The 25785-nt window shown below is 42.6% G+C and carries 16 protein-coding genes; 8 read left to right on the top strand and 8 right to left on the bottom strand.

The window, feature by feature from the left end; genetic code table 11:
* The first annotated feature begins 50 nt into the window (after positions 1-50).
* Positions 51-311 carry a hypothetical protein gene (locus BLR84_RS04725; RefSeq protein WP_090465039.1) on the top strand — a complete coding sequence of 87 codons (261 nt, stop codon included), beginning with the start codon at positions 51-53 and terminating at the stop codon, positions 309-311.
* A 163-nt stretch (positions 312-474) separates the two neighbouring features.
* Here BLR84_RS04725 and BLR84_RS04730 read toward each other — a convergent pair whose 3' ends face one another.
* From BLR84_RS04730 to BLR84_RS04750, 5 genes are all read right to left on the bottom strand, one after another.
* Positions 475-2004 carry a glycoside hydrolase family 32 protein gene (locus BLR84_RS04730; protein WP_218128205.1) on the bottom strand — a complete coding sequence of 510 codons (1530 nt, stop codon included), beginning with the start codon at positions 2002-2004 and terminating at the stop codon, positions 475-477.
* A gap of 125 nt (positions 2005-2129) precedes the next feature.
* Positions 2130-3836: a RagB/SusD family nutrient uptake outer membrane protein gene (locus BLR84_RS04735; protein WP_090465042.1), complete on the bottom strand. Its 1707-nt coding sequence runs from the start codon at positions 3834-3836 to the stop codon at positions 2130-2132.
* Positions 3837-3854: 18 nt separating this feature from the next.
* Entirely contained in the window at positions 3855-6995 is a 3141-nt protein-coding gene (locus tag BLR84_RS04740) for a SusC/RagA family TonB-linked outer membrane protein (RefSeq protein ID WP_090465044.1), read from the bottom strand.
* A 27-nt stretch (positions 6996-7022) separates the two neighbouring features.
* Positions 7023-7934, bottom strand: a complete 912-nt coding sequence (locus tag BLR84_RS04745) for a carbohydrate kinase family protein (protein WP_090465047.1) — start codon at positions 7932-7934, stop codon at positions 7023-7025.
* Between the two features lie 10 nt (positions 7935-7944).
* Positions 7945-9270, bottom strand: a complete 1326-nt coding sequence (locus tag BLR84_RS04750) for a sugar porter family MFS transporter (RefSeq protein ID WP_090465050.1) — start codon at positions 9268-9270, stop codon at positions 7945-7947.
* A gap of 343 nt (positions 9271-9613) precedes the next feature.
* Here BLR84_RS04750 and BLR84_RS04755 point away from each other — a divergent pair, with 343 nt between their 5' ends.
* The 6 genes from BLR84_RS04755 (at position 9614) to BLR84_RS04780 (ending at position 19694) form a co-directional block, all read left to right on the top strand.
* Complete coding sequence (locus BLR84_RS04755) at positions 9614-12385, top strand: substrate-binding domain-containing protein (protein ID WP_255366854.1); 2772 nt, start codon at positions 9614-9616, stop codon at positions 12383-12385.
* A gap of 8 nt (positions 12386-12393) precedes the next feature.
* Entirely contained in the window at positions 12394-12618 is a 225-nt protein-coding gene (locus BLR84_RS04760) for a hypothetical protein (protein ID WP_090465053.1), read from the top strand.
* Positions 12619-12738: 120 nt separating this feature from the next.
* Positions 12739-13320, top strand: a complete 582-nt coding sequence (locus tag BLR84_RS04765; RefSeq protein WP_143013827.1) for an RNA polymerase sigma factor — start codon at positions 12739-12741, stop codon at positions 13318-13320.
* A 99-nt stretch (positions 13321-13419) separates the two neighbouring features.
* Positions 13420-14520, top strand: a complete 1101-nt coding sequence (locus BLR84_RS04770; protein ID WP_090465059.1) for a FecR family protein — start codon at positions 13420-13422, stop codon at positions 14518-14520.
* Positions 14521-14690: 170 nt separating this feature from the next.
* Positions 14691-18131: a TonB-dependent receptor gene (locus BLR84_RS04775; protein ID WP_255366855.1), complete on the top strand. Its 3441-nt coding sequence runs from the start codon at positions 14691-14693 to the stop codon at positions 18129-18131.
* A gap of 27 nt (positions 18132-18158) precedes the next feature.
* Entirely contained in the window at positions 18159-19694 is a 1536-nt protein-coding gene (locus tag BLR84_RS04780) for a RagB/SusD family nutrient uptake outer membrane protein (RefSeq protein WP_090465061.1), read from the top strand.
* A gap of 145 nt (positions 19695-19839) precedes the next feature.
* On the opposite strand, the gene BLR84_RS04785 is transcribed toward BLR84_RS04780, so the two are convergent.
* From BLR84_RS04785 to BLR84_RS04795, 3 genes are all read right to left on the bottom strand, one after another.
* Positions 19840-20643 carry a 3-keto-disaccharide hydrolase gene (locus tag BLR84_RS04785; protein WP_090465064.1) on the bottom strand — a complete coding sequence of 268 codons (804 nt, stop codon included), beginning with the start codon at positions 20641-20643 and terminating at the stop codon, positions 19840-19842.
* 66 nt (positions 20644-20709) lie between these two features.
* Positions 20710-23958, bottom strand: a complete 3249-nt coding sequence (locus BLR84_RS04790) for a family 78 glycoside hydrolase catalytic domain (RefSeq protein WP_176851949.1) — start codon at positions 23956-23958, stop codon at positions 20710-20712.
* A gap of 286 nt (positions 23959-24244) precedes the next feature.
* Positions 24245-24712: a CAP domain-containing protein gene (locus BLR84_RS04795; RefSeq protein WP_090465069.1), complete on the bottom strand. Its 468-nt coding sequence runs from the start codon at positions 24710-24712 to the stop codon at positions 24245-24247.
* Between the two features lie 146 nt (positions 24713-24858).
* On the opposite strand from BLR84_RS04795, the gene BLR84_RS04800 reads away from it, so the two are divergent.
* On the top strand, positions 24859-25692 hold the full coding sequence (locus BLR84_RS04800; protein WP_090465072.1) for a response regulator transcription factor: 834 nt from the start codon (positions 24859-24861) through the stop codon (positions 25690-25692).
* Positions 25693-25785 lie beyond the last annotated feature (93 nt).

The raw sequence follows: 25785 nt of genomic DNA on the forward strand, positions 1-25785 counted from the left end.
TATCCTTGTATTGCTTAACTAAAAATAAAAATACTATCGGTACTTTACGAATGAATAATGTGAAAAAATTACCGGTGCAATGCTTTCTGCTATTCTTCTTATTATCCAGTGTGCTACAGGCGTTATCACAGCAAAACCATGTAGTAATGGATCAGCTTGCGGGGCGATTAAACGCTTATACAGATAATATGCCTCAGGCTTCTGTTTATTTGAGCACAAGTAAAGATATTTACGAGTCAGTGGAAAATCTTTGGTTTAAGGCCTATCTGCTTAAAGTCAGCCAGCCGAAAAAAAAGCAAGACTCTCTGTAACCGTGCGGTTGCCACACCGCATTTTCATATAGGGTTACTATTCATTTCCATGAAGTGAATAGGCTAAAACAAAACCTGATCAATACTGAAAGGCGGTCGTTTATCCATCCAGATCACCTGAAACATCTTTTGAACAATCAAACAGCAAGCGTTCAAGGCCGGTTTATTTCCAGATAGAACGCAGCCCGGACATACTGAGGTTATCAATAGTTAGTTTGCCAGATGTCGAGAGGGCAAGGTTATTAAGGTCACCACTCGGGAAATAAACGGCCGTCATGGCAGTTAAACCACCGTCGGCAAATAGCTCAACCGATGTTTTATCAACTACGATGGTGATATTTGAGTTTTTAGCAGTAGTTAAACGTGGAGCTGTAAAACGGCCGGCAAAATCCTTTTGAAAGTCAGTTTTCCCTGCTTTTGTACGGTCAATAAAATATTGATCTTTTCCTTCATCATAGCCTATCAGCAATTCTTCTCCATTTTTATTTGACAGCTTAATGCTATAATCCTGTAGCTGCTTTAAACGCAACTTTAAAACATACTGACTTTTAAAACTACTGATCCTTGAAGAAAGGTCAATGGTTTTATCTATCTGTAATTGCTTTAAAGCAATTGTTTTGGTGTAGCTGTTTTTCAGTTCTGCTACCGGTTTGGATGCCAGTAAAACTTTACCCTTGCTTTGTTGCAGTTCAAGCTCACGAGGTATAGTCATGGCATTGCGCCAGGTCTGGGTGGGTACCTGGTTAGCATATTGCCAGTTACTCATCCACCCTAAGAATATTTTGCGGCTACCCGTATTGCTCCAGGTTATGCCGGCGTACTCATCGGGACCGTAATCAAGCCACCTGGTGTTGGAATCAATGGGTATGAATTTATTTCCATCAAAGCTACCTGCAAAATATTGCGTGGCCGAGCCGCCGTTGGGTCCTCCGGGGTTAAGGTTTACCACCAATATCCAGTATGTTTTACCGTTCAGTTTTAAAGGAAACAGGTCCGGGCACTCCCATACGCCGCCATGTGCCCCCACTCTTAAACCAAATTCACTTTCCTTTTTCCAGTTTTTTAAATCAGGAGCCGAGTAAAAAGTGATGTGATCTTTAGTAGCTAAAGTCATTACCCATTTTTTCTGTTTGGCATACCACATTACTTTAGGGTCACGAAAATCCCGGATGCCCGGATTTTTCAGTACCGGGTTGCCGCTGTATTTGGTCCAGGTAGTACCATTATCTAAACTGTAGGCAATGCTTTGGTTCTGAAAAACTTCAGTCCCTGCTTTTTCTCCTTTCGGATCATGGTGGGTAAATATGGCAACCATCGGGATCTTCCCCTTTTTACCAAAGCCCGATGTATTGTTGGAATCGACAACAGCACTGCCCGAAAATATGTAACCCAGGCTATCCGGGTATAAAGCTATCGGCAACTCTGTCCAATGCATCAGGTCCTTACTTATAGCGTGCCCCCAGTGCATAGGTCCCCAAATGATATCCTTGGGATAATACTGAAAAAACAAGTGGTAGGTATGGTTAAAGTAAACCATGCCATTGGGGTCATTTATCCAATGCGCTTTTGGCGAGAAATGTACCTGCGGGCGGTATTGCTCTGTGTACGTTTTTTTTTGTAAATCCTGAGCTCTGCAAACACCAATTATGGTGATAAAGGCTGTCAGCATCAACATGCCGCATTTTGTTTTCATAATTTAAGTTTTTAATAAAATATATTATTATGCAAGGATATTTAAAAACAGTAAATAAATATTTCATAAATAAGGGAACCCCGGTTTACTTTACCAAACCAGGGCCCTTTATTTTTGTTGACAAATTAATACCCTGGGTTTTGTTTATATAAACCATTGGTAAATGTTATTTCAGATTGTGGAATGGGCAGATATTCGTCTCTTCCGGCCGTAAATTTGGCTGTAGCTAAAAATGTTCTTCTCACCTTTTCAACATTGATATAGTCGTTTAAGGTTTTTTCGGCAATTCCCCATCGTACTAAATCAAAAAAACGTGCACCTTCTGTTGCAAACTCCAATCGCCTTTCCCATTGCAAGGCTTTACGGGCATACTCTTGTGTCCAGTTGGCTAAAGTATAGGGTTTAACATTGTAGTTAGACGGAAAGGTGCCATCTATCTTTTTCAATCGGCCGGTACTTGCTGCTGCACGGCTTCTTATCTGATTAATTAGGGGTAAAGCGTTTGCCTGCTGGCCAAGCTCAATATAGGCTTCGGCCTGCATGAGCAACACATCATCGTACCTGATGATGTCATAATTTTTTGCCGAGCCCATGAACGGACCAAGCTTAAAATAGGATGAGCTTGTAGCCAATTGCTGATTACGCATGGTATGGAAATTTCCGTAAACACCCGGATCACGTACCCAGCTGTTGCTAAATAGCTTTGTGTTGTCGTATTTATATGGATGCCCGTCTATTCCAACGGTATGGTCTAACCTGGGGTCAACCGTTACTTTTGTTAAATCGGCAATGCTGCTGTTAAATGAATCAAAGTTGGGCAATCCATTTGCATCGGTGGTGTGTGCGTTCACCAAGTTTTGGCTTGCGGCATGAAAACCGCAGCAGCCATATTGCGGCGCGCCGTGGGGGTAATTTAACCCATCTTCAAAATTCAGACGCCCGGCGGTAGTGCCGTCATTAATAGTAAACTGTATCGCGAATACAGATTCCGGCCCGTTCTCAGTTTCTGGTAAAAAGTCGTCGGCAATATCTGTACTTAATGAATATTTTCCAGAGGAAATAACCGCCTGGGTAAGCGTAACCACTTCTTGTAACCTTGTTTTGTTGATATTGATTACATGGTGTTTTTCGTCCTGTTCGTAAGCCTGGTAAAGCCTTAATTTAGCCAAATAAGCCTGGGCATTTAATTTATTGGCTCTGGCTAACTCTGGTTGGCTAGCTGGCAAGTTATCAATGGCGTATTGAAAGTCGGTCGCAATTTTATTCCAGGAATCCTCATTTGATAAGGTGTTTGAAACTTTCAGGATATCATCTGGAGTTGCGTTTTCGTCAAAAATAGGTACGTTTTTATATAGTAGTTTCATGGTGAAATAACTATGGGCGCGCAAAAATTTCAATTCGGCCAAACGTATTTTCTTATTTGGGTAATCGGCCTCGGAGAGTGAGTTTACAGCCTTTAGTGCCACATTTGCCCTGGAAATAGACTTGAACAGGTTTTTCCAGGTACGTGAAACAAATGAGTCCATTGATGGGGTCACCAGGTTGTAATGCTCCAAAGCGTCAACCTCGCCCACATCGCTGGTACCACCGCCGCCTTTGTAGGCATCATCTGAACGAACGCTACCGTAAGCCCAGTCGCTGTAGATTGGCCCTATCATATCGCCGTTACCAATAGCAGCGTAGGCTGCTGTTACCAAACCCTCAATTGCGGCGGGTGTTTTTAAATCTGATGAAGACAATACGCCTTTGGGTGTATAGTCTAACGCTTTTTTACAGGAGCTGAGGATGATCAGCCCGGATAAAACAGCTGTAAATAATATTTTTGCTTTCATACTGAATAGTTTTTGTCGTTAAAATGATGCGTTGATACCAAAACTGAAAACTTTAGGAATTGGAACCGGGCCGAGGTCAATCCTTTCAGGATCGGGGCTTAAATAGTTTTTACTTTTCAACGTAAATACGTTTTCGGCCATCGCGAATACCCGCAGCTTTGTAAATACCGCCTTAGGTACAATAGTGTATCCAACTTGGACGTTGCGCAATTTGAAGTAAGAGGTATTCACAATAAAGTAGTCAGAAGTACGACCTTCATTATTGTTATCTTTTAGCGTTAGTGCCGGCACCTTTGTATTGGTATGCTGCGGTGTCCAGCCGTCAAACACACCCGGACCTACGTTTTCGCGGCTATGCATCAAATTGTTATACAGGGTATATACATCAAATCCTTTCCTGCCGGCAACACCCGACCCGAATATTGACAGGTCGAATTTTTTGTAGGTCAGATCAATTCTTACGCCATACTCTAAAGCCGGCAATGTAGTCCCTATCCAGGTTTGATCGTTGGCGTCAATTTTCCCGTCATGATTGATATCAACATAACGGATCCTGCCCGGCCCTGCGCCGATTTGCGTTGGGGCAGCATCTACTTCGGCCTGCGATTGGAAAAGACCGTTTGTTTTATAGCCGAATATGTCAAACTGGGAATGCCCTATTATAGTATTATCTATATTCCCTGGATAAGCCGGCCTAACGTTCTCCGGTAAATCTGTGATCTTGTCTCTAAAGTGAGAAAAGTTTAAAGTTACATTGTAATTGAAATCGCCTGATTGCTGGCCGTGGTAGGTTACTAAAAACTCCCAGCCTTTATTGCTTTTTGAGGCACCGTTAACGGTCTTTGATTGGCCCTCGCCCAATGCCGATGCAACAGGAGGCGTAATCAGGATACCGGTGGTTCTCCGGGTAAAATAGTCAAATGATCCTGAGATCTTGTCGTGCAGGATGGTAAAATCGAGTCCCGCGTTTATCTCTTCGGTAGATTCCCATTTAAGGCCTGGGTTTGCAGCCTGGGTTTGTACAAAGCCCGAGGGTAATGAACCCGTATTGGCTCCGGAAAGCGAGTAGGCTGTACCAACATTCATATATTGCTCCCAGAAACCTGGTGTCAATTGATTTTGGGTAGTACCATACCGGGTATCATAAAGCGTGAAGCGCGATTGGTCGCCAATTTCCTGGTTACCAACCCGGCCTACACCAACCCTTAGTTTTAGTTCAGAAAAAATGGTATTGTTTTTCATGAAGCCTTCCTGGTCAATTTTCCAACCAAAAGAAGCAGCCGGGAAAATACCATATTGATTATTTGAACCAAACCTTGAAGAGCCGTCACGGCGTACGGTTACCGAGGCTAAATATTTGCTGGCGTAATTATAATCTAACCGTGCAAACTGCGAAAACAAACTGTTCCCGGTTGACCGACCGGTTACAATGGTATTGCCTGTGCCGGCATCCAGAGTGAAATAATCTTCAGTTTGTATGGCGTAGCCTTGTTTAAGGGTAGTTTGAAAATCGGTAAAGGTTTTAATATACTCGGTACCTGCTAATAGCTTGAAATGATTATTGTTATTTAAATCATAATTATACCTCAAAGTGTTGGAAAAAGTAGTGCTCAGGTAATGGTTTTGATCAAAAAACAAGCTGTTTGTTGTACGGGCAAGGGCGCCTTCCTGAAAGGTTGGTGTTATTACTTTACTCAGGTAGTCTGCATTATCGGCTCCAAAATTCGATTTAAAATACAGGTTTTTAACCGGCTGAATTTCTAAAAAAACGTTCCCAAATGTGTTTACCCGGTTGGCATTATTCCATTTGGCCAGATCCTGCATGTGCAATGGATTGTTCCTGTCAGAATAACCTGCGCCTGACTCGCCGGCATAAGTAACACCATCTTTTTGATATACGGGTATAGTCGGCGCTAACGTGACTGCCAAAAATGTGGTTGCAGCACCACCCAGATCCGTGGTAGTAAGCGTTTCGTTGGAGTTGGTTATTTTTAAATTTACGCCAAATGTGGCTTTGTTATCAAAAGCGCGCACCACACCGTTAATGCTACCTGTAGTACGGTTATATTTGGTAAACCTAACCAGGCCTGTATTTTTGATGTTGCCAAAATTTATTTCGAGCGATGCGTTCTTATTACCAATCGATGCTGTGAAATCATTATTATAAACCATGGCTGTTTTATACAGCACACTTTGCCAGTCGGTATCACCGGCGGGGGTATTAGGATCGCCGCCTACAAATTGTTTGGGTACCACGCTGTTTAAAACCGGGTTGTTATAATTGCCATTCCAGTTAAATGTGTATATATCGCCGTATCCGGCAGCCGGGTCCTGACCATCATTTACCGAAGCCTGCCATAACGCCTTTCCCCTGTCTGCTGAATTCAGCATTTTAAAACGCAATGATTTTTCGGACTGAACAGATGTGCTGTTATTAAACTGGAACTGAACTTTACCCTGCGTATTGCCGCCATTTTTTGTGGTAACAATGATAACGCCATTTGAAGCCCTCGATCCGTAGATCGACTCGGCAGAGGCATCTTTTAGTACCTGTACCGATGCGATGTTTGAGGGTGACAGATTTTGAAACACTTCGGGCCTGGTGGTGGGTATACCATCAATAACATATAAAGGATTGTTATTGCCCAAAGTGTTGGCTCCCCTGATCAGGATTCTACTGGTTGACCCATTAGCCGATCCATCTTTTTCGATATACAAACCGGCAACCCTGCCCTGCAAAGCCTGCATAGTATTACCCGAGCTGTTGTTTTTTACCGGGGCTAAATCAACAACTGCTACCGCGCCCGTCAGGTCTTTCTTTCTTTCGGATGTGTAACCGGTTACAACTACCTCATTGAGTGCATTTGCAGCATCTTTAAATACGATGTTAAGTACTTTAGTATCGGCTGCAATAGTTATCACAATAGGCTGAGTGCCTACGTATGAGAACCTGATTGACTGTCCGGTGGCAACGGAGATACTGAATTTTCCGTTAGCATCTGATAGTACTGATTTTTGGGTTTCAACAACCCCTATGGTAACACCATCCATTGGTCTAGATGAGTTATCCAATACAGTCCCGGTGATAATACGGGATTGCGCGTATCCTTCACTTATTAGCAGTATAAGCAAGGAACAAATAAGTAATAGTTTTCTCATTGATTTTAATTTAAGTTTATGGGTTGGTTAAAATATTTTGTTGATAAAGTCCTGGTATTCTTTGATTTTATAATCCGGGCAACCTCCTTTCTTTGTCGCAATAAATGCTCCCATCGCTATTGCATTTTTCAATAAGGTTTGTGGCTGTTCGCCATGATAATGGTTGGCTATAAAGGCGGCTAAAAACGAATCGCCGCTGCCAATCGTATCTATAACTTTTACTTCGCGGCCGGCTACATGATAGGCCTTATCGCCCTTGTAATACGATGCGCCAAACTCCCCCTTGGTAACAATAATCTCGGGGATGGTAAAATGATCCTGGATAAATTTGATCTGTTCCGATTCCTTCCAGAATGATCCTCGGAATAAGCCCTGCACCATTTCCAGTTCGGCTTGGTTAAATTTTACAATGTCAGCTTTATGAAGCAATTCATCCAACAGATCGCGGCTGATGAACGGCGGCCTCAGATTAATATCAAACACTTTAATAGCATCGCTTTCCAACAGTTCAAACAAAGTATTACGCGATACACTATTCCTTGATGCAAGGCTGCCATACACCAGGTAGGTTGACGGCTTCAATTGCGTAATGATGTGTTTACTATTGTTAATAAAATCCCATGCTACAGGGAAAACGATCTCGTACGATACTTCGTTGCCGTTATTCATTTTGGCAATTACCTGGCTGGTGGGGTGTTCGGTATCTGTTTGCAACAAATGTTTAGGTATTCCCCAGCCATCAAGCAGGTTTTCCAGCTTTTGGCCGCTGGCATCGTTACCTATTTTGCTTACCAGGCTAGCCGGTACGCCTAATTTATTCAGGTGATACGAAACGTTGAGCAAAGCGCCGCCAGGCTGCGGGCCATCGGGCAATACGTCCCAAAGGATCTCGCCGTAGCAAATGGCCGGGGTTGATATGTTTGTTTGCGGGTTTATCATTATTATATGATTAATGCATTACCATATTAGTTTCTATCTGCTCTAAGGAACGGCCTTTGGTTTCGGGCATAAAACGCCAAACAAAAATGAGCTGGCATACCATCATTACACCAAAAAATGAGAACGTAACCGCGCCGCCTAATGACTCGGCCAGGTAGGGGAAGCAAAAAGCGATGATGGCCGCCATTACCCAATGGGTTGAGCTACCCAGTGTTTGACCTTTAGCACGCACCTGGTTGGGGAAAATTTCGGATATAAACACCCAGATGACCGCCCCCTGCGAAAAGGCGAAGAAGGCGATGAACATCATCATATAAACAGGGATTGCAAATCCGCTTAAGTGCCCGGAGTAAAAGGTGAAAGCCACCAGGAATAACGATGCTATTAACCCGAATGAACCAACCAGCATTAATGTGCGCCGGCCTACCTTATCAATAATATTGATGCCCAGCAGGGTGAATATAAAATTGATTAACCCGATGCCAACCGTAGATAACAGCGAAGAGTGCGCGCCAAGCCCTGCCATTTCAAATATGCGGGGCGCGTAGTAGATAATGGCGTTAATACCCGATACCTGGTTAAAAAAGGCGAAGAGCACGGCCAATATTACCGGTGTTTTATACTGACCGGAGAAAAGACTACTGCTTGAAGCGGTATCATGAAGGGTAGAGTCTTTGATAGCCGCCAGCTCCTGCTCGCAGTTAAGCGGGTTTATTACGCGCAAGATCTCCAATGCCCTGTCGGTTTCGCCTTTTTTAAGGATGAGCCAGCGCGGGCTTTCCGGTATAAAGTAAATCAGTACTAAAAACAGTGCGGATGGGAAGGCCTGGACACCCAGCATCCAGCGCCATGACGCTTCGCCGCCCTGGCTAATAAGATAATTAGATAAGTACGAGATAAGAATACCCAATACCACATTGAACTGGAACAAACCTACTAAACGCCCTCTTCTATCGGCGGGCGATACTTCTGAAATATAAATCGGCGCTGTTACTGAGGATATACCTACACCAAGGCCGCCTAATAGTCTGAATACTAAAAACAGGTACCAGTTATCGGCAAGCGCGGTACCTATTGATGATAACAAATAGGCGGCAGCCACAAAATATAAAGTGTTTTTTCGTCCGAAGATATCTGATGGCCTTGCACCGAACAACGAACCAATTACGGTACCAATAAGCGCGATAGATATAGTAAGCCCATGCTCCATTACAGACAGGTGCCAGAATTGCTGGATAGATTTTTCGGCGCCCGATATCACAGCGGTATCAAACCCGAAAAGGAAGCCACCAAGGGCCACGACCATGGACCAGGCCAGGACGGAATGTTTTCTCATAATAATTATAAAAGGTGTTAATTGGATTTACAGTTGCAAAGTAGGACGATATGCAAAGCGGCAGTTATTGATTTTATACCAAAAGAGTATAAAAATTTAGATAATTATAGATTGTTGATTATCAGCTATATAAAACAAATTTCCTGTACTGTTTCACCCGGATGTTTGATTTTGATACACCGTATTTCCAGTTTTGATACATGATGACACAGTGGAAGCCGTCGGATGGAGTCTGTTATTTGCATTATAAAAACTTTTATCGATACTTTTGTATACGTCCTCCCCCAAAAAGGATTGTATTAACCAATAAAACCATACTTAAACGGATACTTAATATTTTATAATGGCTTTGCTTTATCACCTGCGCAACCTGTTATTGCTAACCATATTTATTATACTAATGGTATTTACCGGCTGTAAAAAAGCCGACAAAACATCACAGTATACCATAGGCTTTTCGCAATGTGTAGGCTCAGACTTGTGGCGGCGCAATATGCTGGATGAAATGAAAATGGAACTTTCATTACATCCCGATGCCCGTTTTATCTATGCAGATGCCGATAACAGTAGTAAAAAACAAATTGAACAGGTAAAGCGAATGCTGGATGAAGGCATCGATCTGCTCATCATATCGCCAAACGAGGCGCAACCTTTAACAGGCATCGTAGAGCAGGCGTATAATAAAGGGATCCCGGTTATTGTCATTGATCGTAAAACTTCATCAGACCTTTACACCGCTTATGTGGGCGCCGACAATTACCAGATAGGCAAAATGGCCGGCGAATATATTGGCAGTAATTTAAAGGGCAACAATAATATTGTAGAGGTGATGGGTCTGCCCGGCTCTTCGCCGGCAATTGAAAGACACAGGGGCTTTAGCGATGCCTTAGCCAAATTTAATAATATACACATTAAAACCCAGGTATATGGCGACTGGCTGAAAGGTCATGCCCAAAAACAACTTTATCAGGTACAGTCCGATTTAAACACAGCCGATGCGCTGTTTGCCCATAATGATGTCATGGCAAGCGCATCAAGAGAGGTTTTGAACAACCTGCATTTAAACCACCATGTTAAAGTGCTGGGTGTTGACGCGATGCCCGGAACCGGCGGAGGCCTGCAAATGGTAGCATCAAAAACTATTGATGCCAGTTTGGTATACCCCACCGGTGGTAAAGAGGCTATTACCATCGCATTCAGGATCTTGAATAAGGAGGCTTTTGCCAAAGAAAACATCCTGCAATCGCTGGTTATCGATTCAACCAATGTGCAGCTGATGAAAATGCAATGGAACAAGATCAGCAGCCAGCAAAAGGATATTGAACGGCAGCAGTCATTACTGGAAGAACAGCGGCAGGTTTACAACAGCCAGCAGCTCATTTTAAATATCATTATAATAACACTGGTGCTGGCCATTGTTTTTGGTGGGCTTGCCTTTTACTGGCTGATGGAAAACCGCAAGATTAACAAAAGCCTGGAAGTAAAAAATAACGAAATTTTGTTACAGCGTAACCAATTAATGGAAATGTCGGCCCGGGCTGAGGTTGCCACCGAAGCAAAGCTGAATTTTTTTACCAATATCTCGCACGAGTTCCGTACACCATTAACGCTCATCCTATCACCGGTTGATGATATGATGAAAAACGAGAAGCTGAATATTATAGCTGGCAAAAATTTAAAACTTATCCATAAAAATACATTCAGGCTGTTAAGATTGGTTAACCAGCTGATTGACTACCGCAAAATTGAGTACGATAAACAGCAAATTAACGCGGCACCAAACAACCTGATTGATTTTGTTATAGATATCATGGATAGCTTTCGGCATAATGCCCGGAAACAGAACATTAGCCTGAACTTGATATCGGCGGAAAAAAACATCAGTGTATGGTTTGATGCGAATATGCTGGACAAAGTTTTCTTTAACCTGCTATCCAACTCATTTAAGTTTATTAAAGACAATGGCCGCATCCAGGTAACCTGCTCTCAAAATACCGAAAACGTTGAAATAGTTGTCCAGGACAACGGCATAGGCATGGAGCCGGAAGAAGCTGAACATATTTTCGACCAATTTTACCAGGCCGATAATGGTGATGCAAAGGGTTCGGGCCTGGGACTTTCCTTATCTAAAGAGATCATTTCCCTGCACCATGGCAGCATCAGAGTAAGCAGCAAAAAATGGGAGGGAACCATTTTTACCATTACACTGCCGCTTGGCAATCCGTACAACTACAGTACCGGCCAGGTCGGCAAGCCTGTTAACATTGTAGCTATTGATGAACGCTCCCGTATTTATACGGCTGATCTTGAGCAATATGAAATAAATACCGACACAACTGCCCTTGCCAACCCTAAAGAGCAATCGATCCTTATCATTGAAGATAATACCGATTTGCTTGGTTACCTTGCCGATAAAATGGGTGCTGATTACGAAGTCTTTACAGCGGATAACGGTGTACTGGGTTTGGCGGAAGCATTTGAAAAAGTACCCGACCTTATTATATCAGACGTAATGCTGCCTGGCATGTCGGGCAAGGTCATTACCGAAAACCTTAAAACGGATATCCGTACATCGCACATCCCGGTGATATTGCTTACGGCGCAGGCCAGCGTTGAGCAGCAAATTGATGGTATTGACAGCATGGCCGATGTGTATATGGTTAAACCTTTTAATTATGATCAACTACTGGCAACGGTAAAAAACCTCATCAAAAACAGGGTGATACTTAAAGAACACTTTACCAGCGATGTAAGCCACGGCAAAATACCGGTATCAAAATCGCTTGATAAAAAATTCCTTAATGATTTTGCAGGTATAGTAGAACAAAACCTGGCCAATGAAAACTTTAATGTAGATGATATCTGCAAGAATATCGGCGTTTCGCGGGTGCAATTATACCGTAAAGTAAAAGCGTTATTGGGCTGCAGCATTACCGATTATATTTTGAACCGCCGGTTAAAAAAGGCCCGATACCTATTGACCCATGAAGGATATTCCATCTCCGAAATAACTTACATGGTAGGCTTCGCCAGCCCCAATTACTTTTCAACGGTATTTAAGGCGCAGTACCATTGTACCCCAAGTGAATATAAACGCAAGCAACAACATTCATAAGGGAGTAATTGATTTATTATCTGGCTATTAAGCTGGATACTCCAGAACACTTTACCAGTAAAAGCTTTGGCGGCAACTACATCTGTACACTCCATGAGCCGCCTCCGGATGTAAAATATGCCCTCAGTATCCATAATAAAATAAATAAGGATTATAAGTCATCCCTATCCAGATGGATATATTTTTACCAGGAAAGGAATGAAAAGCCACTGCCCAGCTCTAACATGAAATAAGCATAGTAAATACCTGCAATCGATTGCATTTTTAAAATAAATTTTTAGATTTGTTTAACTGATTGTAACGCGAATTTTACAGGTGTTGTTTTAACACTTAAATTTTAAATCATTCCTAAATTGCCAAATTACACTTACATATCTAATGAAAGCGTACTTCTATTATGGAGTGAGTTCAGGTTGGGCAATGAAGTTTCATATGCCAGCCTGATGCGTATTTTCAGTAACCCGATGTACAGGTACGGGATTAGGTTTCTCGACGATCCAGATTTTGTAAAGGATTGTATCCAGGACGTGTTTTTTGAGCTATGGAACCGCAGAGATAAAATAAGGCAGGCAGAATGTGTTAAATCCTATTTATATAAGGCGCTGAGATTGCGGATATTCAGGGAAAGGTCAAAATGGAAACCATCGGAATTCATTGAGGATAATTATGAATTTATGGTAGAATTTGACGTGGAGTCAAGCATCATCAACGAGGAGGTATCTCAGGAAATTTATCATAGGCTCGAAAAAATTCTGGATAATCTTCCTAAACGTCAAAAAGAAATTTTATACCTGCGGTTTTATGAAGGCATGAGCCCTGAAAAAATCGCCGAAGTGATGGATCTTAACAGACAGTCGGTGTATAACCTGATGCATGAATCAATCATTAGCTTACGAAAGTATTGGGCAAAAAGCCCGGTTTATTACTGCCTTTGATCTCCTTTTTATCAATCCGGAAATTATTTTAAGATTTTTCCAGTAGATTTTTCCTTTTGCTGCATATAGTTAGTGTAAACCAATATTGTAACCTGTTTTATGCCTGAAAATAAATACCATAAAATCGAAGATTTTTTAATGGATAATTCTTTTGTAGAATGGGCTCTGGGTAATTCGGGAGAGGAGGAGGAGTATTGGAAAAACTTTCTTTTACAGCACCCCAATTGTGAAGATATTTTTAAACAGGCTTGTGCTATTATACAGTCATTCCATATCAAATCCGTAAATGATCTTTCTGAAAAGGATATCGATCTAATCGTGGCTCACGTAAATAACCGGATTGCGGGAGGGGGAACAACCCCTTATGTTCAACCGATTAAATCCGGAAGAAATAACCTGTTACGTTTTGCGGCCATTTTAATTATAGCTCTTGCAATTGGCCTTATGGCTGTCAATGTCAGCAAAAAACGGCAAGCCGATAATCAAGTAAATTTGCAAACCAGCAGCCATGTGATTAATAAAAGCGGGGTGCCGATGCTGGTAAAGCTGCCGGATAACAGCTCTGTGATACTTCAACCCGGTGCTCAAATAAATTATCCGAATATTTTCAGCAACAACAAACGTGAGGTAAACCTCAAGGGCGACGCGCTTTTTGAGGTCAGTAAAAATCCGGCAAAACCATTCTATGTGTATTCAGGTGAACTGACTATACGGGTTGTGGGTACCTGTTTTAAGGTTAAGGCCAATGATAGTGATGGGCAATATAGCGTTTTAGTCAGTACGGGCAGGGTAGAGGTATCGGCCCATAACCTTAAAAGCACTGGATCAAAAAACAAGCCTTCGATAGTTTTAACCGCTAACCAACAAGCGGTTTTATATCGTAAAGGTCTAAAGCTGGAGAAAATGGTTTTAAAAAAGCCCATGCTGTTATCAAAAGAATCCGCCAATATTCACTTCAATTTTTCCGCAACCCCATTTTCAAAAGTGGTAACAACTATGGAGGAGGCTTATGGGGTACATATCACCTATGATGAAAAAGTAATGGGCAATTGCCAGCTTACAGCATCCCTAACGGATCAATCTTTAGATGAGCGGTTAAAACTGATCTGCAAGGCTGTTGAAGCTGAGTACAAGATAATTGACGGACAAATTATAATAACCGGTCATGGCTGTGATAATCAACTGATTTTAAACAATTAATCCCCCCTGAAGATATGTGAGAATAAATATAAAAAGTATTTGAAAAAAATCACCGGCAGTGCTGACACACCGCCGATGAGGTCGGTCTCTTCCTGTCATCTGCGACTAACAAATTGAACAGGAAGGTTTTCGTCGAATTTTTATAAAATCCAATTAACCAAACCAAATTTATGAAAAAAAAACGTTCATTAACTGCTATTATGCGTGTAACGGTTATCAACATTGCTTTATGCCTAACCTTAGTCAGCGGGGCTATTGCGAGTAGTAGTAAGGCCCAGGTCCTTGATAAAAAAATAAGCCTTGAAGCAAAGGATGAGGAAATGCGCAAAGTGTTAGTTTCAATTGAAAAAGAAGCCAACATTACGTTTATATACAGTCCGGTGCTGGTACAAACCAACAATAAAGTAACAGTGAAATTCAAAAACGAATCCCTGTTAAACATCCTTTCGATGCTGCTAAAGCCACAAAATATCAAATATGAAGTGTCGGGTAATGTAATCGTGCTTAACAGGATGCTGGCGGCTGGTGACGAGCCGGAAAATCAAACGATGAGGACACCACAGGAAATTCCTGTCACGGGTATTGTCACCGACGAAACCGGGGCACCCATACTGGGCGTAAGTGTAACTGTTAAGGGGAGCAGTGTTGCGGTAAGTACCGATATCAAAGGAGGCTTTAAAATCAAGGTCCCTGATGGAAGTGCTGTATTGGTATTCAGATCCGTTGGTTATTTAACACAGGAAGTAGTGGTCGGCAATAATACGGTTATTGATGTACAACTTAAAACGGATTCAAAATCACTTAACGAAGTTGTCGTAGTCGGTTACGGATCGCAAAAGAAAAGCACGCTTACCGGGGCTATCACCTCATTGAACGCACGCACCATTAACGCCTTACCTGTTGCCAGTGTTGAACAGGCCCTGCAAGGGCGTGTTGCAGGCTTAAATGTAACCAATAACGGCGCACCAGGTACACAGCCTATTGTAACTATCAGGGGTATCAGCTCAATCAATTTTGCATCTGATCCACTGTATGTGATTGATGGTTTCCCTACCGGAAACCTTTCATCTTTCGACTCAAAGGATATTGAATCTGTTGAAGTATTGAAGGATGCAAGTGCTGCTGCTATTTACGGGTCAAGGGCTACCAATGGGGTTATACTGATTACTACAAAGAAAGGTGTCCGCAATGGGAAAGTGCAGGTGAGTCTTGACTCGTACGCGGGTATTCAAAGTCCGTCAAAAACATTAGATCTGCTGAACACAGAACAATACGTTCAGTATGCCACCATGCTTTTAGGGGCCGATAAATTACCGCCGCGTTTATCGCAGGATAATTTTAACAAGCCTATTTACGCAGGAGCAAGCCAAACCTACGCGCAAACGAATACCGACTGGCAGGATGCTTATTTTAAACGCAATGCTTTAATAACATCAAACAATGTGTCCTTAGCTGGTGGTAATGATGTATCACGTTTTTATACTTCTGCAGGATATTTTAAACAGGATGGTATAGCACAAGCCTTGAGTTATGATCGCTATAATTACCGTATCAATTCTGATCATAAAATAAGCAAGGTATTTACTTTTGGTCAAAACCTTTATTCGGCAGTTAGTAATCAACATTATGACGCAACCCAAGGCAACAGGACACAGTTGACCAATGTAGTCAGGATGCTGCCATACATCCCGCTGCATGACCCAACCACAAATGGAGGTTTCCAGGGACCTATCAGCAGCTTTGATGGATCAGACCCTACAAACCCTGTGGAATCAGCCCTGATCGGGTCAAATACCATCAAAACAATTAAAATTCTGGGAACCGCGTTTTTGGATGTCAACTTTACCCCGTGGTTAAAGTTCCGGTCTACTTTTGGTATTGATTACACCAATGGTTATACCCAAAACTATACACCTATTTATAATGATGGGGGCACTTTGAGCGCTACCTCGGCGTCAATTGCCAATCAGCGGGTATCATCAACAACCAAACTCTATACCCAACAGCTTTCTTTTGATAAAAGCTTTGGGGCCCATCACATAGCTGCAACCGCGGTATACGAGCAACAAGGACTTACTTTCACTACCGAAACATCATCCGGTAATCAGGCAACCAACCTGGTTAAAACGCTTAATGGCGCATCAAACATAACAGCCAATAACATTAATGAAAGTAATTTGTTACAATCATTTGTAGGCAGAGTTAATTATGACTTTGCCGGTAAATACCTTTTGAGCGGATCTATTCGTCGTGATGGTTTATCTATCTGGGCACCAGGTCATAAGTATGCCAATTTCCCCTCAGCTTCAATCGGCTGGAAGATTGATCAGGAAGATTTCCTGAAAAATAACCCATCTGTATCCGAATTGAAATTGCGGGCAGGTTATGGTTTAACCGGTATTCCTCCAGGCGGACTTGGTAACTATCCATATCTGTCACCGGTAAACTCAAACCAGGCTTTCTACCCGATAGGAAATATTGCGCCGGGAAGTGCTAACGCTTCGTTTACCAATGGCTTATCAAATCCTAATCTGAGCTGGGAAAAAACCAAGCAACTCAACATTGGTGTAGATCTGGGCTTGTATAACAATACCATAACGGTAGTGGCAGAGTTTTTTAAACGTAAAACCGATAACCTGATCCTTACAGTACCCACTGCACCCAGCCAGGGATTTCAAGGTGTTGGTACGTTAGCTAATATTGGCGCAATGCAAAATACCGGTGGCGAAATACAGTTGGGTTATCATAAAAGGGATGGCGAGTTTAAATGGGATATTACCGGCTTGTTAAGTATTATTCGTAATAAAGTACTCAAGCTTAATACCGCAAATGCATCGATCCCATCTGGCAGCGATGCAGATTTTGGAGGTGGAGATGTGTTTACCAATACCATTGCCGGTAGGCCAGTACAGTCATTTTATGGTTGGATAGCCGATGGGATTTTCAAAAATGCTGCGGAGATTGCCAATAGTCCTACACAGGCTAATGCCGCTCCCGGTGATATCAAATTCAAGGACATCAGCGGCCCGCAAGGTAAACCGGATGGGGTGATCGATTCCTATGATCGTACCTATATCGGCAGTTTCCTGCCTAAGTTCACCTACTCTTTAAACTATACGGCCAATTATAAAAACTTTGACCTGGCTATATTCTTTCAGGGCGTACAGGGCAACAAGATCCTGGATGCCGAGCGCATTATACTGGAAGGCATGCCAAGATTATTCAATGCGGGCACCCAGGTCTTAAATGCCTGGACACCACAAAACCCCAGTAGTACAATGCCCCGTGCCATTGCCGGTGACCCTAACCGTAACGGAAGACTCTCTACCCGGTGGATTGAGGATGGCTCATACCTGAGGCTTAAAAACGTAATGATTGGTTACAGCCTGCCACAATCTGTGCTTAGGTCCTTTGCCAATAATGCCATTAGCCGCCTTAAATTCTATGTGTCTGGCCAGAACCTGCTGACTTTCACAAAGTACAAAGGTTTTGACCCGGAAGTGGGCAATAAAAATCAAAATACCTCAGGTGGTAATTTGACCAACGGTGTCGATTTTGGTCAGTACCCGGTAGCCCGTTCATTTCAATTTGGCATACAGGCCGGTTTTTAACAATTAAGATTTTTAAAGGAAAATATTATGAAAAGCAATAAGACTTTTAAATACCTCATTACTTTAGGGCTTATAATAACAAGCATTTTTTCATGTAAAAAGGATCTGGATATTAGTAATCCAAACGTCGTGACTACAGATAATTACTTCAAGAATTCAAGTGAATTAACAGCAGGCACTTATGCTATTTATTCAACATGGCATGCCATCGGCCTCGTAGCCCGGGAATGGTTTTTTCTGCATGATTTGCGGAGCGATGACGTAGTAAGCGGTGGCAGCCAGTTAGAGGCTCCCCGCAACCAGATACTGATTGGTGTGGTTGATCCCGCTAACCCGGTAATGAATACAGTTTGGAATACCCTTTACACGGTTATTCACCGGGCTAATACGGTTACAGATAATGCGCCAAATGTAACCGACAATACTGCTGTAAGGGATAACCTGGTGGGCGAAGCCAAATTTTTAAGGGGTTGGGCCTATTATGAACTGGCAAGCATGTGGGGTAGTGTGCCTATTTATACAACTACTGCTAAAACCCCAACCGATTATCAGCCTAAATCAAAAGTTGAGGATGTTTTTGCCCAGGCGGTAAAGGATCTGACAGAGGCAGCAGCCGTATTACCGGGTAAATCGGCTACAGACAAGGGCCGTGCAACCGCTTCCGCGGCAAATGCTATGCTGGGCCGTGTTTTAATGCAAACCGGCGATTATGCAGGCGCCAAAGCGGCCTTACTAAAAATACCAACTTCAGGTGCCGATGGTTATTCACTTACCCCAAGGTTTCTTGATAATTTTGAAGAGGAAACAGAATTTAACAATGAATCGATCTTCGAAATGATCTATTCGGATAAAGGCGATAATGGTTTTAACTGGGGGAGTGCTGTTGGAGACGGCGCTTCTGCTGCCCAGACCACCGTACGGAATCAGGAATATAACCCAATAGGCTGGCGTAACCTCATTCCATCAAACAAAATACTTAACGAATTTGAAAACACGGCAACGGGCGCTGCTAAAACAGATCCTCGATATGCCTACAGTTTTTACCAAACAGGTGATACGTTTAACAACGGTGCCTCCACATTAGTTGATGCCGATCAAAATGGGAACTCATCTGTTGTGAATGGCAAAACTATTAAGGTTGGCTTCAGAAAGTTTCAGCTCATTTATAAAGAAGACAAGGCTACCGCGTCCTATCACCCGGGCAGCAACAACCAAAGGATTATAAGGTATGCAGAAGTACTTTTGAATCTTGCTGAGTGCGAAAATGAACTGGGTAACACCAGTGCTGCGGTTGCGTATTTGAACCAGGTACGGGCAAGGCCAAGTGTCGCTATGCCACCTTATCCAACATCACAATTCCCGGTAGGATCAAAGGCCGATGTCGTTAAAGCCATTATGCACGAAAAAACAGCGGAAATGACGAATGAAGAAGTGAGGAACATTGATATTTTAAGATGGAGAAGGAAAAGCTATTTTACTACCGAACCCTTATCATATTACACTCCTGCAAAAGAATTTTTACCTATACCGCAATCTGAAATTGATAACAACCCTAAACTTTAATACGATAACGATACCGATAAAAGATGAGATGTCCTTTGTCGGTATCGTTTTTACGACGGGCGGAAAGCCTGTCCTGGTATTTTTACGGTTTGATCGGGTATATGATAGGCAGCGGAAAGGGCCTTAAAGTAGTTTTGCTTATTATTTAATGGTCAGTATCCGGCAGCTGTTTGATTTCTATATTCCTGAAATCGACAGGTTGCCCCTCGCTTTGCAGGGCGATAAATCCGTTGCTTAATGATTTTCCGTCTTGTTTGTATTTCGGGTCATAACCATGTGCTACGCCGCCGCCAATAGTGGGCCTGGAATATTGCAGCACAGTATCGCCGTTGATGATATGTGTAATTAGTTTATTGCCCTGAACGATCAGTTCCCCCTTTACCCACTGCTCACCGTCATAGGTTTTTGAAGTGGAATTGATACAGTGGTCAGGTGAAACTTTTCCTTTATAGACGACGTCGGTGCCGGGTGAGCACATATTCCCTGTTGGCCTTGATTTCCCGTCACCAAGACCGCCTAATAATTGCATTTCTATCGATATGGGCCAGTCCTGATCCTTGAGCATTGTCCTGGGATCCTGTGAATGAAACATAACGCCACTGTTAAGGAGCGTATAATCCGGCGCACCTTTTTGCTGTTTACCAACAAAGCGATACTCAAAGCGCAGGTGATAATAAGAAAACGGCGTTTTGTAATACAGGTGACCAAACTGATCGTTGAAATCGCCGTACTGGTCATAGCTGATCCTGATCATGCCGTTTTCCACCCGAAAGGTATTTCCGAAATTTTCGCCGACAAGGTGGTGATTGATCTTGACAAACCAATCGGTTATGTCTTTGCCGTTAAACAGTTTCTTCCAGCCTTTGTCGGCATTGGCCAGTTTTTTTGCACCGGTACAGCCCAATAGGAGGAAGCAGAAAAACATAAAAAGATAGGATGTTTTTTTCATAAGTGATAAAGTGTTGTGCATTGGTTTCTATAATCAAAAATAGTATAATTCAGTCCGGAGATTTAGTTATTTGCTTTTAACCATAAAATGGTATTTACCTGATGCCAGTTTATATACCAATTGGTTATTTTCTGATCTGGAAAATTTAACCCCTGCAGATTTTGATACAGGCCTGTTATGCTCAAAGATCTGTTTGGGATTCGACGCCGGAAGATAGAGCAAAGCATGGGTATTTTCAGGGACAACTACATTTAGTTCTAGGTGACCGGCAATCCTCCTCCAGGCTATGTTGATATCTCCGCTTATGGAAGCAAAACTGCCTTTAACCCAGGTTAAATCATTCAGGAAGTCAGGCCTGATGACAAACTTACAGAAACCGGGACCGTCTTCTGCCGGACTGATCCCTACCAGGTTGTTGAATAACCATTCATTGATCTGGCCCGACATAAAATGATTTTGTGAGCCGAAATTACCCACGCCCGCATCCCATTTTTCGGTAAGACTGGTAGCACCCATTTTAATCTGGTAACCGTATCCCGGTCTGTCGTCCTGATTGTTCATGGCATAAACAATATCTGAGCGACCGTTATCAGCCAATGCCCTAAGCAGGAAACGGTAAGCAACTTCGCCTGTTGTAAAACTATTCTGATGGTCGTGAATATCAGCAACCAGCTTATTTAACAGGGTGGGGCGATTCTTTTCTTCAACAAAATTAAAGAAAAGAGCCATGGCGCTGGTGGCTTGTGAACCGGTAGAATAAGTGCCGGTTGCTGGTTTATAGAATTCCTTATTAAAAGCTGTGCGGATCTGTTCTGATGAATTTTTAAACATTTCAGCATCAGTAGCTTTATGCAATTTTTTAGCGATCTGATACATGATCCAGTTGTCGTAGTAATATATGGCCGTCCCGGTATAGGATACGGGTGTGAGTTGCGAACCCCAGGGTTCTTTCGGGCCAATATCATACCAGTCACCTAAGCCCGTATGTATGATATTATTGACTGATTCTTTGGATAAAAACTCAACATATTTCTTCATCCGGTCATAATAACGCTCCAAAAGAGAAACATCACCCGAAAACAGGTATTGTTGCCAGGGTACAATAATAAAGGAGCTTCCCCATTCCGGTGAGTTTCGCATGCCGTTACTTAAATCGGGAGAACCGGCTATAAAATACTCAGGAGCAATATTGGGGACAAACCCATTAGCCAACTGCGCATCGGCCATATCATTCATTGTTTTTCTGAATAATAGGGCCATATCAAAATTATATCTTAATGACGGGCCATTGAGATGATTCTGTTCCAGCCAGCCCATTTTCTCGCGCTGCGGGCAATCGGTCATTAAACTCATCATATTGCTGCGCTGTGCCCAGCGTACCAGTCTGTAAATTTTATTGAACAACGGGTTGGCGCATTCAAAATTACCAACCGGTGCCGAAGATGAGTGTACGATTACATCAGATAACTGAATAACTTTTGGCAAAGGTTCACCTTTTTCCGTTGTGTATAACTCCACCTGTAGGTAACGGGCTCCCTGATAAAAATATTTCGGAAAATAATGTTCATTTCCGGTTCCGGCCAGTGTATATTCCCACCAGGCGGGCCTCACGCCGTCCTGTGTCGCGGAGCGCCTGTCAACCAGCCCATCTACCCCCAATAACTCAGATGGTATCATGCGGACCCGGGATCCTTTTGGCCCGGTAACCCGGAGCCCCGGCATCATGGAGGCATTCTGTCCGAAATCATAGATCCAGACATGATCGTTGATCTTGTTTATTTTAACCGGGGCAATGGTATCAATAGCTTTTACAGGAGGGGCGGCTGCCGAAAGATTTTTTAAAATACCGCCAGGGCCTGAAGTTTCCAAAGCTGGCACCCAGTGTTTACCTGCAATAAAGCCCGCTTTATTCCATCCGGCAGGTTCAAGATTCGCATTAAAGTCTTCACCACCGTATAAATTGGAGTAAGTTATAGGCCCGGGCGATGCTTTCCAGCTTTTATCTGTTATTACCGTTTGCTCAGAACCATCGGCATATTCCAGTTGTAGCTGTGCAATGGCTTTGGCGGGGCCAAAAGTTGTCAGGAACTTTACATACCTTGTTGTATCGGGTTGTATATTATAAACGCTGTTACCTAATAGGATCCCAATGGCGTTAACTCCATTTTTTAATTGCGGGGTAACATCATACGTATCATACAAAACTGTTTTACGGTAATCTGTCCATCCGGGTGTAAGCAGGTAATCGCCAATTTTATGCCCGTTAATGGTAAGCTCATATGCTGAAAGGCCACTGATATGGATGGTTGCCCGGACAAGAGCGGGTTTCACCCGGAAATCTTTCCGCAAAAGCATGGAGGAGTAATTCGGGAAATTCTGATAATCGCTTACCCGGTCTGTAAGGTTTATTTTAGAAAATCCATTACTATCATCATTATCTGAGGCATCAACGGGTTTACCGGCAGCCATGTTTTTTCCGCCTGAAATTACTTCGATCTGCCGTAACGCAAAGGAATAGCCGGTGTCCTTTTTTGCAAGCCGGGTTGCGGTAACGCGGACATATCTGCCTACGGATCCATTTGCAGGCAGGTGAACGGCTGAAAAGCGGGGATTTTTAAAATCCTCCTTTGTAAAATCAACAATAGTGGTTGCTGTTTTAAAAGACGGATCGTCAGAAGCTGATACCTTATACCTTACCGGGAAGGCATAACCTGCCTGATCTGCGTAGAACATGGGATACAGCGTTATTTCAGAAAAAGATGAGGACTTACCCAGATCAACCTGAACCCATTTGGCTGCATCTGCTGATTGGGTATCGGCGGATTTAAAACCCACCGGACTCAATGCATATTTTTCTGCTCCGGGGGCACTTATCCAACTGGCTTTCCAATCCTTCATATTCAGGATACCCATAGTCCAACTAGCAGTTGGGCTCCAGGACGATTGATGGCCAGCCTGATCCCAGATCCTTACCTTCCACCAGCATTTCTGCCCGGATATTAAACTTTCCCCTTTATAGGTAATGTAAGCCATTTGATCGCTCATCACCTTTTTTGAATCCCACAGATCTCCTCCATTTTTGAAATCCGGCGTGCTGGATACCCATATTTGATAGGCCGATTGCGTGACATCTCTGGCACCGGAGCTTTTGGCATGCAAGGTATAACTCAAACCGGGTTGCGGCACATCAACCCCGACCGGGTTTTTCAAAAGTTCGCATCTCGGGTTTTCGGGTGTAACCGGGGTTGGTTGCAATGCATGTAAGTCGTTGTTAACAAAGAGCAAAAGACAAAAAATGATCAAAAACTTATTCATGTCAGAGATTACAGGATTTTCAATGATTCTTGTAAGCGTAACCATAGTCTGCTTGTCATTGAAATATTTCCCCTGACATTTTTGTTACAAGGGAGTAATTTATGCAGCTTCTGGAATTTTCGCGTATAGACGGTTTCCAAACTTAAATCAATCTGATGAAATTACTGTCCTCCTCTGTCTATCTGTTTGCTTTAAATGATAATAAAAAGCTTTTTACGAGACTCATTTTATAGCTGATTGGTGCCGGTTTTAATATTCAAATAAATACGGGCGTATTATTGTGTATTTATTGCCCGAACTCCTGAACCCAAAGCGTATTATACCGCGCGACTCCCAAGTCTGTATATAAACTATCCATCATAGCTTTACAATGGTCCGCGCTTTTTTTCCAGGCGTCCATTACCTGCTGAACAGTATTATAACCGCTGCCAATATTTTCACCAATATACATGCCTATATAACCGGCCTCCTGGGCTCTTTGTATCGGCGATGAGCCATTGGGGGCTATATGATCAAAGTAGTGATTAACCGCCATATCCTTTGCATGCTCCGCAGCGGCGACCTCTAGCTTGTCGTTCCATTTAACAACCGGCACTGGGGGCATATAGGTAGTGCCGCAGGTGCAGCCGGTGGTCCTTAAGCTATTAACAGCGGAAAGCATTTCCTGGTGTACATTCTCCACGGGAACCTGATCTTTTCTGCAGCTGTAAAATAAAAAACACAGCAGCACGCTAAACGTGATGATCTTTTTCATAAAAATTGATAATTAGGTTGCTCCGTATTGCTATTAAACCGGATTGAAAAAGTAAAAATTATTTTTCAATATAATTGTATTTAATACACATAAAAATATATTTATATTTATAAAAAGCATGGGCGTCCTGCCCGGTAAACCTAACTATGAGTGATCAAATTAATGTAAATATCCCCTTATGGGATAATCCTTTATTGGAAATACCTTGTAGAGCACCAAAACCGTTATTGCATATTATTGAGGATAACTATGATATGCGGATGGTTATAAAAAATGAATTTAAAGATGATTACCGAATCATAGACTCGGAAGATGGCTTGACGGGATTTGAGAAGACCGTTACAACTATACCCGATATTATTATAAGCGACATACAAATGCCGGGGATTAACGGCATAAAGTTATGTAAGCTATTAAAAGAAGACGAGCGTACCGCCCTTATACCGGTAGTACTGATCACGGGCTATGATGATGAACAGGATTTGCTGAGTAGCTTAAAAAGTGGTGCCGATGATTATGTAACCAAACCGCTTAGCTTTACTATTTTAAAAGCACGGATAGATAACTTGATTAAAACAAGACAGCTTTGGTTGAATAAATTTTTAAGTGAATCATACCACACACCGGTCAAACCCATATCTGCCAGCAGTGGAGACATGCTTCTAAAAAAGGTTTACGAGATTATCAATCTCAATATAGGCAACCCCGCTTTTGAAGCCACTGACTTTGCCCAGGCCATTGGTATGAGCAGAGCCCAAACTTACCGTAAAATAAAAGCGATAACAGGTTTTTCGGTTAAGGAGTTTATTCAGATTACCCGGCTAAAAAAAGCGGCAGAACTATTGATGAACAGTGAGTACAATGTTTCGGAGGTCGCCTATGAGGTAGGTTTTAGTTCAGGGGCTTATTTCTCATCTTCCTTTAGCCGTTACTTTAAAACCACACCAACCAAGTATATCCTTTTAAATAAAGGAAAATAAACGATCATTCATTATACCGGGAAAGGCGTAAATATGCAATTTATCTCATTTCAGAAAACTGGGATAATGGAATTACTTCATTACCATTGCAGC

The sequence above is a fragment of the Mucilaginibacter sp. OK268 genome (assembly GCF_900103125.1).
GTDB lineage: Bacteria > Bacteroidota > Bacteroidia > Sphingobacteriales > Sphingobacteriaceae > Mucilaginibacter.

Bases quoted from the DNA above. Each gene is read 5' to 3' on its own strand.
- BLR84_RS04780 (WP_090465061.1), top strand. From the start codon at position 18,159: ATGAAAAGCAATAAGACTTTTAAATACCTCATTACTTTAGGGCTTATA.
- BLR84_RS04775 (WP_255366855.1), top strand. From the start codon at position 14,691: ATGAAAAAAAAACGTTCATTAACTGCTATTATGCGTGTAACGGTTATC.
- BLR84_RS04740 (WP_090465044.1), bottom strand. From the start codon at position 6,995: ATGAGAAAACTATTACTTATTTGTTCCTTGCTTATACTGCTAATAAGT.
- BLR84_RS04785 (WP_090465064.1), bottom strand. From the start codon at position 20,643: ATGAAAAAAACATCCTATCTTTTTATGTTTTTCTGCTTCCTCCTATTG.
- BLR84_RS04800 (WP_090465072.1), top strand. From the start codon at position 24,859: ATGAGTGATCAAATTAATGTAAATATCCCCTTATGGGATAATCCTTTA.
- BLR84_RS04745 (WP_090465047.1), bottom strand. From the start codon at position 7,934: ATGATAAACCCGCAAACAAACATATCAACCCCGGCCATTTGCTACGGC.
- BLR84_RS04790 (WP_176851949.1), bottom strand. From the start codon at position 23,958: ATGAATAAGTTTTTGATCATTTTTTGTCTTTTGCTCTTTGTTAACAAC.
- BLR84_RS04770 (WP_090465059.1), top strand. From the start codon at position 13,420: ATGCCTGAAAATAAATACCATAAAATCGAAGATTTTTTAATGGATAAT.
- BLR84_RS04735 (WP_090465042.1), bottom strand. From the start codon at position 3,836: ATGAAAGCAAAAATATTATTTACAGCTGTTTTATCCGGGCTGATCATC.
- BLR84_RS04730 (WP_218128205.1), bottom strand. From the start codon at position 2,004: ATGAAAACAAAATGCGGCATGTTGATGCTGACAGCCTTTATCACCATA.
- BLR84_RS04755 (WP_255366854.1), top strand. From the start codon at position 9,614: ATGGCTTTGCTTTATCACCTGCGCAACCTGTTATTGCTAACCATATTT.
- BLR84_RS04725 (WP_090465039.1), top strand. From the start codon at position 51: ATGAATAATGTGAAAAAATTACCGGTGCAATGCTTTCTGCTATTCTTC.
- BLR84_RS04795 (WP_090465069.1), bottom strand. From the start codon at position 24,712: ATGAAAAAGATCATCACGTTTAGCGTGCTGCTGTGTTTTTTATTTTAC.
- BLR84_RS04750 (WP_090465050.1), bottom strand. From the start codon at position 9,270: ATGAGAAAACATTCCGTCCTGGCCTGGTCCATGGTCGTGGCCCTTGGT.